The following is a 13,852-nucleotide window of genomic DNA, read 5'->3' as shown; positions in this document are numbered from 1 at the left end:
ATCCGGGGCCGTATTTTTTTACCGCATAACCATGCGGTCACCTTTGATTTGCAACGATTCAAGTTGCGACAACCAACTTTGGCCAAGCAACGAAACGCCAAGCCCCTCGCTCGCAATCACTGCATCGACATCGCGCCGTTCAGTTGCAGCGGCTGTAAAATGAGCCAGCTTGGTACGCGCCATGGTGGTTGCCCCGCCCGCTGTATCGGCACTTTGATCGAACGCATCATTATCGGGCAGCACGCCCGCCCGTGCAGCGTCGCTTTTGGTGAGGACAATAGTCGATGCACCCGTATCAACCAGAAAACGAACCGGTGTACCGTTTACTTGGGCATTGATGTAAAAGAGACCATCGGGCGCGCGGTTAATTTCGCCTGAGTCCAGGACTGCGCGCGGTGTAATGTCGACAAAGCCTGCATTTCGAACAGCGATGGCACCACTGGCAACCGACGGTTTAACTGCGGGTTTAACATTCACCGCAGATAGCGCGGGAAGCACAAGCAAAGCCCATTTGCCCAACTGCCCGCCCGCAAGCATCCAGAAACTCATAACATACCCCCATTTCAGGGAAGCATGATTAACGCGGCAATCACCAAAGGCAGGTTATGCGTTATCGTTAACGCAGCGTTTGCCATCCAATGTTTATTCTGGCGGGCACTGTCCGTTGGCATCCGGCTCTTTCCCCTCGGGGCAATATTCTCCGCCGCCAAAATAACCGAGAACATCAACAAAGATCCGTGATTGTCGATCTGCACTTTGGCTTGTTGCGTCGGTCGCGCGGAAGGCATTGGCGGCAATTGCCGATGCGGCGCTAGCGGGAACCGGAGGTGCTGCAGTTGCGCCGATACTCGGTACGCCGGAAACTGAACCACCCGCCTTGAAATTGTCCGCATTGGTTACGCGCGCCGCGGCCACAAAGACGTCGCCAGACGCCCGCACACCTGCATCGCCCGCATCCACCGTTCCGACAGGAGCGATCAACCGGACCGACGACGGTTCGATATCAAGCGTGGGCCGGAATGCAGCTATACCGGCACCTGAAACGCTACCAGCGCTGTCGACTTCGGAAAATCCGTTGGGATTGAACCTCAGCGCAACCGGGGGGAAGTTCGAAGAGCTTTTTGGCCCCTGACCGGCATTCAAGTCTCCGTTCGATGACCACAGGGTAATGTCACCGCCGCGCTGTGTGAATAGACGGCTTTGATTGAGGACGAAGCTTCCATCGGTAAATCCGCGAACTTCACCGCCACGCAATGTCAATATTCCCTCGGCACCAAGCGGTATAGACGCAATTCTGCGGGCAGCAGTCAATAACTCTACGCGATTGATGATGCCAGTTCCGCGCGCTACCGCGCCGCGCCGGGTCAATTGAGATTCAGTACGTACAACCGAGCCTGCAATAAAGTTACCGCCCGGGCCAATCAATGTAATGTCGCCGCCGCGGGCCGTCTGGATTGTTGCAAGACGCAAATCCACATTCCCGGTTTCCACTTTAGTCGCTACCGATGGCTGACCATTGACCAAAATCTTGGTTGGCACACCGGACGGATGATCCGCGTTGATTGTCGAAGGATCGGTCTCATAAGTCGACAGATTATCCGTATACCCCAATCGCGAAGGGAATAAAGTTTCAACCGCGCGGTAACCCCGAATGAACTGATTGAACGACGCGCTGTTGGGATCCGATGCTGCTGCGAGCTCGCCAAAATACAGCTTATCGATCAGAAACTGATTGCGTGTAATTTGGTCCAGTGAAGAAAATGCTGCATAAACATCTGCATAGCGACCATAGACATCAGCACCTGTAGGATTACCACTTCCAAAAATGGAAGCAAAAAGGTCAGGCTTATTGGCTCGCAACCAGGACGCCAAAATAGGTGCATAGGTAAAACGGCTGCGATCCGCCGATTTATTGCCCAACTCATCTTCTATTTGTTCGAACAAGTCGCCGTCGAGTTGTGCAAGATTGGCAGGGTCGAGATATGTGCTTTGCAAAGAGCCATATTGAATGCCCTTGCCCACTCCGAAAAAGGCATAGATATCGGCACCTTGCGGATCAAGCCAAGGATTGGCTTCATTTCCGATAGTACGGATCCCGCCCGCTTCAATTCCGGTGGATGTTAAAAACGGCCCTAGGTCGCGCCCGGCCTCTACAAAAAGCGCGCCTGATCCTCCAACAATGATGGAATTGCCCTGTACGATGCTTCTGCCATTGGTAGTTGGATTGGTCCCTACGAGAGTGGAGCCTGTAATGTCCCTGCCTGCGATGATACGCGTGACGTCATTATCGCGGACATTCTGCCCTTGGAAATAGAGGTCAACGATGTCGCCGCCCGCAGAAATCCGCGCCTGTTTAGGCAAGGAAATATCTGCCAGACTTATGGAACCCGCTGCGAAGATGCGGACTGGTTCAGGATCAGATAAATGGGTAATCCGGCGGTTGTGCAAAATTCTCAGTTCATTGTCGCTGCTTGTGCTGCGGAAGGTTGGAAAGCCCGTGGTCAAATTGCTGTCGCCACCGAAGAAATGTGATGGCGCAGCATCACTCATCGCAAGAACTAGATTAGAAATATCTCCACCGGCGAATAAAGAAAGCTGTCCAAATTCGCTCGCATACATGACATTCGAAGTAAAAAGGTTTCGACCTGCAATATTTCCGAACACGATATCCCCATTGATCGAGTTCAAAGCAAGGGACGGCGGAAGGACAAAGCCAAAGACGCCATTAGCGACGGTCAATATCTGGTCAGACCGGTTGCCGACAATGGCAACATCACCAGAACCGGTGATTCGCGCGCCGGCGATCGACGAGAAAAAGCCTACATTTGACAATTGTGCGGTGGTCAATTGTGTACCTGAAACACCCAATGCACCGATGCCGCCTATCGCAACCGATCCATTGGCTGAAAGATCAAATGTCGCGTCAGCAATTCGAATGCGGAGCAGATTGCGATCATCCAGCTGGAACGATCCTAGGCTTGAAGTAGTACCCGCCGCGTCAACATTACCTCCTACCCGGGCATGTGCAGCACCTGATGCAATGTCGAATTGGCCGCCGTTTATGTTGCGACCTGTTACGATCGCTAGATCACCACCGCCAAGCGTAACAAGGGTTTGAATTCCATCGATCGCGCCGGTTACAAGACTGTTATTCAACGCAACAGTCAGGTCCGAAACATCGCGGCCAGCGTGAATTGAGACGTCTCCGCCACCAAGCGCGCCCACACCTGACGTGAAGAAATTGGGTGCAATGGCAGCTATTGTGTCGCTGTTTGTCGCAAAACCATAGCGCCAGCGTTGGCTGGGCGAATTAGACCCGAAAGTTGTCGTTATGTTTCCTCCTACAGAAACATCGCGCAAGGAAGGTGATAACAATGATCCGTTCTCACCGTTGATTTCGTTCCAGACATCGCGTCGACCCAAGACATCATTTCCGGCATTAAGCGAGATACTTCCGCCATCTTTTGAGAATATCGGCGTGATACGAAGCCCGCTAAACGGAGCCGGAACATAATTGGTCGCTAATGGCTGCGGCTCAGGTAGAATAGCTCCATTCAGGTCATTTACCGATGCACGAACGCCGGCAGTATAGACAGCGGTTCCACCCACTTGGGCAGCCACAGCGCCTTGTGCTTCGGCGCGCAGAACTGCGCCAACGCTTTTCCGCAGGTCAATATTATTGGCCGCCGCAATGTTGATTGTCCCATCGCCGGTCCGCACTTTCGTGCCCACATATGCGGTCTCGGATCGCAAAGAAACAGTCGGAGTAAGGATATTGGCAGCCGAGGCAAAACCTGGTAATTTCTTTTCTACGCCATTGCTATAAGCTTCAGCAAATCCGGAATCTCTTAAAAATGCGACCACATCACGCAACCGCGCCTGAACGCCTGTCGGATTGGTGCGTGGGCCTAAAAACTGATTTCCGCCCAAAAATGCCGCGTAATTCCGGGCTCGGCTTCGGGCTTCTGCCGCTGCGCCGGTCGTCCCTGCACCCCAGTTAAGTACGGTGTAAAAGTCGGCATTAAATTCGGGGTCCGTCCCGCTATCAATCAGATCAAGCAATTGACCAAGCGAGTAAAGCGCGCGATCAACATTTCCAACCTCAGGCCCGTTAAACCCAAGTTGAAGTGGCCCCGCCAAGCTCCCAGTCCCGCGCGTGCCCTCAATTTTATAACTTGTTTCACCTGATATGGTCACCGAACCGGTGCGAGATAAGCTGACTTGCAATGGATTGGACGAACTGGCGGTTGCGCCCGAAACAAAGTTGATGCTGGAAGAGTGCGCGGATGCCCTGTCGGAAAAGAGTGGGAACAATTCGGCGATACCAAAAGGATCTCCTGTTCCGCCCGCTGCGACCTGATTTGCAAGCGGGTTATAAGGCGCATTCACGAATGGCAGGCTTGTTTCAGATCCTTGTTGAGCGATACCGATTTGAATAGTTACCCGCGTTGCAGGCGGTCCAGCGATCAGGCCGGGGGTAAGATTGCTGAATAGTTCAGAGTCGGCGCAAGCAGCAGCTTCGCCTGTACCGCACACCAAATTGAGCGACGGACTGAAAGTTCGGGTGCCGCCACCCAGTTGATAGTTGATATAATCAGGGTTGGTAGCATCGTGGAAAGCAAAGAACCCGTCGCTCACGCTATTCCTGATATCCAGATTACCCTCTGACCGGAGGGTAATGACAGGTGCCTCGCCACGGACATTGCCGTTCACACGATATGTCATTCCGACAAAGCGCTCGAACAGTTCCGCTTCTTTCCCAAAGACTATTTCATAACGCGGTTGTCCTGCCAAAGGCCCGGACGTGTAGTTTCCAAGAGGAGATTCAACGATCAAGCTAGCGGCAACGGCGTCGCGATAACCCGGTGTTCCGTCGGCATTTACAATTTGTCCGGCCCCGAGATTCCAGTTGCTTAACAGACGGACATCATTGACGGAATTCAATTCAACGCCGGGACGCAGGCGATAGTCATCTAATATTTCGCCATTGGGTCCTGAAACAGAAAAATTTCTAATGAATTCAGGAATGGTACCTGGGGCGAAATCGGATAGGAAATTGGCCTTACCCAGTATCACTTCACGCGCATCGAGTGTAACGACATCAGCCGGGAAGGAGGGTCTTAGCCCGACCCCTGAAAAAAGCCCGCCGCTAAAAATGGCGTCCAGGTTGAAGCTTCGAAATGCCTCTATCGACATTTCACGCGCACCTGAAATCTGTCCATTATTTATGAAATTGATGCTGTTATCCGAGAGCAATGGTGCACGGAACGAAACCAGCCCACCCTGATCACCTTGCGCCAGTCGGTAAATTGTCGATTCAATCCGGGTAAGCTGGTTCGTTATAAATTCACCAACCACTCGGTCACCTGTGCGCGCCGCACCGACATTTATCCTGGCACCGTCGGCAATCGATAGCAATGCATTGGCACCTGCTATTTCAGGAATGCCAATACCAATGGTGATGTTACCGCCGCTTGCCTGACGCGCATCGCGGTCGTTATAGCCAGTTGTCGTCGACTGAAGCGATGCTGTCGCGGCAAGCGCGACGCCGTTACGACCGAATATCGATATATTACCGCCATCGACACGGGCATCCTTATAGCGAGGATCAGTCAACGCTATGCTGCTTACATTGTCACCTGAAGTATCGATCAAGCCTGCGATTGCAACAATGCCGCCGTCAGCGGTCAGACTAACACTATCGGCTACAATTGATTGTCCGGCCAGCAAGTTAAGATTGCCTGCGCCGGACCTGATCGCAATATCGCCTTGAAAACGGGTTCCGTATTTTGTGACAAAAGTACTGAGTCCGAATTCGGATTGCCCGGTGTCCAGGAATATCGATGCACTGCGATTGATACCAGCGGCGATACCGGAGTTAAGACTGGACAATAAGGTAACACCACCCTCTGCCGCAGAGATATTCAGCGTACCTGCTTTACCAACGCCGTTGTCGACGATCAGCGAGCTGCCTGCAGATGTATCGATAACAGTCCCGACACCTGTGGAGATCAGGTTGATTGTGCCGCCATTGGCCGAAACAACCGTCTTGTCGATACCGTCATCAAATGTGCGAACATAACCCGGCGTCTGTATCGACGCATCGCCTTTCAAGAAGATGGAACCTTCGGCTTTGACATCGACCGTACCAGCCGATGCACGAATAAAAGTTCCATCTATGGAAATATCCGAAGCAATGGCGTTAAACGCATTCCCCGCATAAAAGGCTATGCGTGCGCCGGGAGCTTCAGGTCCACTGGAAATGGCACCTGTGCCGGCCTGCTTGATGACATTTATCGCGCCTACCGTTGAAAATGCATAGTCGGGCCGAATATAATTCTGACGCGGGTCTGCAACATTTGAACGGTCAACAATGAAGGGAGTGAGCAAGTTAATCGGCGTATCGAGATTTTCATCAAAGTTGACCGAACTAAATCCGCCAGCGCCGGTTATATACATGCCTTCACGCGCGGCTAGCGTAACGCCTGTTCCGGATATTCCGGAGTCAAAACCATAGGTCCTGAATTGCCCGCTGCCAAAGGTGATATCAGTTGCGTCGATCGTCAACGCGCTTAACGCCCCACAAAGGCGGGCGCCTGCATCTTTGCATGCCCCAATATCCCTCGATGAATTGCGTAGTACGACATTATCGGCAAATATCTGTACATCGCCGGTAACCGCGTTCAGCGGAATGGGCTGCGACAAGCCGATGCCTGCTGCATCAATGGTCAAGTCTTTGTAACGATATGTTCCGGCGTTGAAATTGATGATGTCTGGTGACCGCAATGTTAAACGGCTTGCCAAACCAAATTGCGCCTCAATTTCAGGACGGAATGTCAAGCTGCCAATACGTAATGCATCAGCAGACAGCGCAAGCGTGAAATCACCTCCGCTGGTTGCTGCACCGATTTTTGCACTTCGGTCGATCGCAAAAGTCCGGCTGGTATCAAGGGTAATAGCAGCAGCGCCCAATGTAGCTCCCGCCCCGATATCAAGCCGTGCGGGCAGCAACGTGTTACGCGCGATGAAATCGCCTTGCCGGGTTACAAGGCGCTCGGCTCCATTGGCTAACCTGATAAATGCACCCGAACCTGTCGGATCGATGCTTCCAGAGGACGAACCGACTAATCCATTTGCATTGATGATAAAGTCGCCGGTACGTTTGTCATTCAAAACACCCGATGCCGTCAGCACTGCGCCGGTTTTGCCAACGGGCGCATCTTCGATCGACAGCAGCGAACCTGGTCCGCCAACTGATAACAACAATTCCGGGGCAGTCAGATTAACGTCATTGTCGACCAACAAGATATTGGTAACAACGTCCAATCGGGTCGTGCCATCCGCATTATTATTGCGAATTGCGCCGATTGAAAGGCTTTCTGCATTGAAATTGGCAAGTGTATCGGTTGTCAGCAATACATAATCTTGCGTAGCGGCCTTTGCCACCGCACCTGCTGCGGCGATACGGATCTTCGTTCCGCCAAGATCAACCTGGGCGCCCAAACCGTCCGCTGCCGGGGTTGTCGCGAACGCACCGGCCACCTTCAATGATGTCAGTGGCGCAAGAACTACACGTGCAGCATCGCGCGGAAGAAGTGGCGCGACATTGTTACTACGTTCGGCCAGCTTTGTGGCAGAAGAAGTTCCGGATGTTATTTCAATGCGCGAATATTTGCTGAATACTTCTTTTGGCTGGATCGTGAACGACCGTCTTTGAGACTCTGCAAAATCAGCGCCTGCGGTCGAATAGACTCCTCCAACAAGAACGCTGCCATCTAATAAGGTGGTCGTTGTCCCAATCAAAGGCACGTCCGCCCCTACATTTTCCACGATCCGCAGCGCGCCGGGTAAAAGAGCGTAGCGGGCGGGCAGCAAGATATATTCACCAGCGGCGATCCCCGGCGCCGCATCCAATGTTACGCTTCGTCCGGCATTGGCACCGTAAATATCGCCGCCAGCGGCAGTTCCATAGTCCGCCGAATATAGGGGGTCAAACAAGGCAATTGTTGCGCTGTTTTTCGGTAACAAGGCATAGACTTGTCGGCCATCAGCGAACTGGAAGCCATCATTACCGCTGAATATATCAGGGTTAAACCGATCGAGTACGTCACGCGATCCGCCTGTTCCTGGAATAAATTCGAACGCAAATACATCGCCGCCACCGCGGGCATCTACACGGACTTCGCCAGCAGCATTGCTGTCAATGAATATATCCCGACCAGCCAATCGCAATTCGCCAACTGGCGTAGAAGTAATTACGGCATTTGTTCCCGGCGAGAAGAAGTATTCGATTGTATCCGTCGTCGTACCATATGGAATATTGAGAGCGTCGGTTGAGTTTAGATTGGTTCGCGCAGACACAGATGTCAGACTGTCTTTGCCGAATCTGAGCGATGCCGTCGCTGGAGCGTTGACTGTATTGCTGACTGCGAATGATTGGTTTGCCCCAATTTCCAGCAAACCCAGCGGTGCCCGCAAGACACCATTTTGTTCGATATTCGCGCCTAATATCCTGAGATAACTGCCCGCTGAATATGGCGTATCGGGAATTACAGCGCCCGCGCCTTCGATTTTAACCAGCCCATTCACGTTGCTGGAGGCAATGGTAAACGGTGTTGCATTATCTGGCCGGCCTGCCCGGCGGTTTTCGATAAGCTGCTGCAGGTTGCCTGTGCCCGTTGTTGCGTAAACCTGCGCTGCCTTGAACAACAGGTCGCCGTTTGAAACAAGCTGGCCCGAAAGACCGGGTAATATTTGTCCCTCACTATTTGCAGGCAAAGTTGTACCAATTAGGCGAATGTCACCGCTTGCATCGAAGCTCACACTTCCCCGGTTTGCTCCATCGTTCCGCGAGGAAACATTGAATTCAACCGCACCCACGATATCGATCGCTTTGGCACCGAAATGGATTTGCCCAGCGCCTGTCGAAATACCTTGTCCGCCAATGACTTGGTTACTGCTCAAAAAGCGGACATAGGGCGCATTTATGAAGGCATTTGACCCTGCTAATGCATTGACGACCAAATTCGCAATGGAACGGCCGCCATTAACAAAATCAGTGGTGGCGATGAATGCCTTGCCCAGATTGAGCGTTACTTCACCCCTGGTAGAAAAACCACCCCGGGCCACAAGTGTTTGAAAGCCGGCATCCATGATCTGTTGGGCAAAAAGCGATTCCCCGGCATTTGCAGAACCATCGTCATTCTGACGAATGGTAGGAGCGACCCAGTCTAGAAAGCCACCATTTGCCCGCGTTTTAGAGGTATCGACATCGCCATCATCCCCGCCGAAGGCCGTTATCTGAGCACCCGACAGCAAAGCGCCATTGCCGATGATCAAGCGCCCTGCGTCACTCCATTGCGCGACGGCGCCAAAGCTGGTCTGAGAAATTCGTTCGTCAAACTGGCCACTGCCGCCGTTCAGATTTATGACCGCGCCTGCCGCTGCAAAAAGCTTGTTGCTAGGGTCTATGGGAGAGCTGTTGCCTGAATCACTTAGCACGCCGCCCAAGCGCGATGTGGAAATCAGTCCTCCGTTAACCAACCGCCCAGCCCGTTGCTGGGTGCCATTTGCCAAAAACTGTGCGCGCGGATTATAAATCGCTGTGCCCGACAAATCAGTAACGCTGCTTGCAGTCAGGTGGATGCCTTCATTAAGCGCTACACGACCTGTAAAAATCAGATTGATGTCATCATTACCAGCGGTTGCCGGATTGATGAGATTGAACAGCTGCCCATTGCTAACTTGCTGGACACCAAGGCTGTTGGGATAAGCGTCTATAAGGGATAGCGCATTTTCATCAAACCCGTTTGCCTGCCCGGCAACGGCGCCCCCGAATATTTCAGCCAATCCGCCGCCACCAAGCGCCACATCGCGCGCGCCAACGACGCGCGAAGCGCGAGAAGCGATGCTTAAAATTTCATCGAGCGTGTCATTTTGGACGATCGACCCGCCCGCGATCCGTATCGTTCCGGCATTGTACAGCCTTGGCAGCGATAGTGATGCACCTGCCGCACCGGTTATCGTCCCGCCTGCTTCCACGTCAAGTTCAGTAAGGCCGCCCAGACGCAGATTTGCCGCCTTTCGGTCCCACACATCCGTTGGAATTGCAGGTGCGAGAATCGTACCAATATCGGCCCCGGTCGCCAACGACGTCAACAGCGTGACCGTTGCTGTATCGAGCAAGGATGGCAAAACCGACTGGGTTAAATCCAGGGTCTCGCCAGCACCTATCCTAAAAATTTCGGTTTCGAGGAATGCCGAATTGCCGGAATTACCATTGTTAAAAAGGCCGGAAATAATGCGTGACTTGAATGCCGACAGATCGAGAGTGCCAAAGCCAGTTTTCTGCAGAAAGTCCAAACCGATATGCGGACCTTTGCCTGACGCGTTTGAACCCATCGCAATATCTGGTGCTACCAGTTGAAAAGTACCGCCGCCGCCAAAGCCAAAACCTTTCAACGAACCAGCTTCAAAACTAACCTCGGAAACGGGACGTTCTGGAACAAGCGAAGGTGTGACGCTGGTATCGCCAATGGTGTAGGGTGTAAATGTAACCGTCTGGTTTGTTCCGCCAAGCGGCAGATCGGCATTCCCTGTATTGCTCGTATCTGTATCCGTCAGAACAGCCGAAGCGTATCTGGTCCGGTTAATCAGCGCAATGTTCCCGCCTTTTGCCGTCAGGTCCAATATACCGTCGGACGCAACATATCCGCCTGAAGATACATCGAGCAACGCGCCAGCTGTTATCCTGATGCTGCCCGACAAATCTACTGCACCGGTCAAATTGGCCGAAGAATTTCCAATTCCCGCAAAGACACCAGGGGCAACGGTCAATGTGATCGAACCACCATCGCCCCATGCATTTCCGGTGGGACTATCTGGAACAACAAAATCATTTACCCAAAGACCAGCCGTCGAGATTTTACCGCCGACAATGATATCAAACGGGTTCAATCCAGGATCGGCAGTAAAGAACGCGCTTAAATTGTCATCGGCGCGAAATGGCGAACCTTCGCTACCCACGGTGATGCCGCCGCCTGCTCCAAAATCCGTGGTTCGTGCGCTGACAATGCCGGAAGCCGCCACGACATTCCCGTCAAAGCGAATAGAACGGCCTGCCTCGACACTAAAATTGCCACCATTTGCCAGTGTGAGATTGCTGTTCGATTCCAGCAGGAAACTGCCGCTTGTTCTTAACGAAAGGGCCGAAAGTCCGGATGCCGACAGTGCGGTATCGCTGAGAAGAATTGAGCCTGCAGGCGCCAGGGAATTGCCGCGCCCGATGATGATATCACCGCTAAGTTCATTTGTATTCGACCGATCAAATGCCCCTATCCGCACATAGCCGCCAGATGGCAACATACCGGCATTGCCTTGTAACAGCCTTAAGTCACCGACAATTGATGAAATCGCATTGGGTCGCCGTCCCAGTTGAATCTGTCTTGCGCCTGCATACGCACTGCCGCGCAAAGTCCCGTCGATAGTCGCCGTCGAGGCGCTGATGATCAGTGATCCGGCGTCGCGACCTTCATCATACCCATATTCGAAGCGCCCACCTTGCAAGATCGAATTGCCATAAGTGCGTGATATTCCGAATTTGGATTGCACTTCGGTAAAGCCGTCGCCGACAGCCACAAATATATCATTGGGATTGGCCTGCCCAATATCCACAATGCGACCGTCCGATGTCAAAAGTCGGCTAGTTCTGACGATACCATCGGCATAGCGAACCCATCCGCCCTCGAAGTCGAGTGCTGCACCCCGACTTATCGTAATCTTAGGTGTTGCCGACAAGGATGTTGCCGTTTCCAATACACCTACATTTAGGCTTAGATTACCACCCTTGGTCATAAACTCGGCGGCGGTAACCCCAATCTGGCTTGCGGCGCTTCCGGCTTCGATCAGGGGTGAACCGATATAGGCGACTCCATCGTCACGCACCCCGACAATCCGCGGATCGACGTAAATGGCAGACCCGTTGAGGGTAAAATCACCATTTGTGTTCGTTTCCCGATAGTTCGGCGTGTCTCGCAGTTCGTTGCGCTTAACGGGGTCGATCAGCAAACTGTTGCGTGAAGAATCAAGCAATACGTCCTTAACACCGCCGACGTCGATCAAGACACCGTCGGCAATATCAATCCGGCTCGCATTCAAAGTCGAAATGGCGTCTGGAATGTCTCCGTTTTGAAAACGGCTGGGAACAAATGTTTGACCGGCTTTACCACCGACATCGACATTGGCGCTGGGCGCATAGATTAAAGAGTTTTTGCCGAAACTGATCGATGCGGGACCAAATTCGCCCAAGGGCGATGTGGAGCCTGCAAATGGATCAAGATACACGCCGCCTATCTGAATTTTTGAGGTTTTAAAATTGGCCGGCTCTGCCGACGTACCTTGGGGAACTGTTTCGCCATTTTTGTCAGGTGTTATGACCAAGCCACTTGCTTCGCCCTGTATATCCGCACCCGCCAGGGTCACTGTACCGCCTAATAGCGAAATATTACCATTTCTCGAAACGCTGGTTGTTGCGGCGATCAGGCCTGCATTGATAACAGTACCCGTCAACCCTGTGCCGAGCGACGCATAACCGCGTTGGGTTTCTATAAGGCCGCTATTGGTGACAACATCGGTCACCGCGCCAAATGATGTCCGTAAAATGAGACCACGGATCAGAGGGTCAACAGAGTCAGCAGCACCTGTCGATGCCGTTGCAGAAATAGCTCGGCCCGCCTGAAGACTAACTTGGCCTTCGGACGCAGTCAGATATCCATCATTGGAAACCCTTGGTCCGGCCAAAATAACAAAGCCACCCGATCCAGCCGAAATGTTGGCACCACGTTCAACTGTGATGCTGCCACTTTCATTGCCATTGAACGCAGAACTTATGGTCGAAGACGAATAAAAGCCAGATACTTCGGCGGAAACAATCGTTGGCGACAATTGCAGATCACCCTGCCCCACGGCACCTTGAAGCAGTCCATTTTGCAAGAAACTAATGTTGCGTTCATTCAGGGTAAGCCCGACAAATCCATTTTCGATTGTACCGCTGGGGGCGATAACACGACCTGTTTTTACAAAATTTCCGATTTCAAGACTACTGGCGAGCAGTGAATTGGCACTCACCTGCGACCCGGCACCGAACATGACGCCGTTGCGATTTAGGACGATTACCGTTCCGTCAGCCTTGATCGACCCCAATATCTGAGACGGCGATGCTGCCGCATCAACCACACGGTTCAGAGCGACCCAATCCTTATTTTTGCCTTGATCGAATTGCAGCGTCGTATTGCGGCCCACATCAAAACGATCCCACGACAGAATTGCACGCGATTCATTTTGGACAATGGTCACCAGATTGGTGCCGCCGGTCACTGTTTCGGTTGGCAAGCCTGCGCCTTGCCATGTGACACGACCGGTCGAATCCTGTGCGGCCCGCAATGCTCCGGCGGCCAGCGCTTCACGTGTCACGCCACGCGCAATGACCAAGCCTTGCAATCCTTCGGGTACAACGGTTCCACCGGCGGCAGCGCGCGCCTGTTTGACGTAGCGTTGAATATCATCCACGCGCGCTTGTGTAGCGACCGCACGGTCCAGCGCCTCTGTTGCAGCGCGCGGCCGGACTTGTCCTGGTACCGCTCGCGGTGCAACGACGGGGGCGGAGGCCGTGGCACCACGACGTGCCGCGAGCTGCGCGTGCGCTGCTGTCGGATCGATTAGAGCCGCAAGGACAGCTACGCTTGCAGTACGCATCAAAATAGAACGCGTACCAAACCTTAGCCGCGTGAAGCGGACATTCAAATCAACCATGTCAAATTTACCCATTTTTTAGAAAAAGCCGTTTCGAAAACAG

2 protein-coding genes are annotated in these 13,852 nt (G+C 52.9%); both read right to left on the bottom strand.

Going from position 1 to position 13,852, the window contains the following annotated elements; translation table 11 throughout:
- Nucleotides 1-18: 18 nt before the first annotated feature.
- Nucleotides 19-549, bottom strand: coding sequence for a retropepsin-like aspartic protease family protein (locus EUU23_RS02545; RefSeq protein WP_160352549.1), 531 nt, complete (start codon nucleotides 547-549; stop codon nucleotides 19-21).
- Between the two features lie 93 nt (nucleotides 550-642).
- The gene (locus EUU23_RS02540; protein ID WP_160352548.1) at nucleotides 643-13,824 is read right to left on the bottom strand and encodes a filamentous haemagglutinin family protein; all 13,182 of its coding nucleotides are present in this window, start codon (nucleotides 13,822-13,824) and stop codon (nucleotides 643-645) included.
- Between the last annotated feature and the right edge of the window lie 28 nt (nucleotides 13,825-13,852).

It is taken from the genome of Sphingorhabdus profundilacus (assembly GCF_009769755.1).
In the GTDB taxonomy this organism is placed as follows: Bacteria; Pseudomonadota; Alphaproteobacteria; order Sphingomonadales; family Sphingomonadaceae; genus Sphingorhabdus_B; species Sphingorhabdus_B profundilacus.
This window is presented reverse-complemented; position numbering and strand designations above follow the sequence as displayed.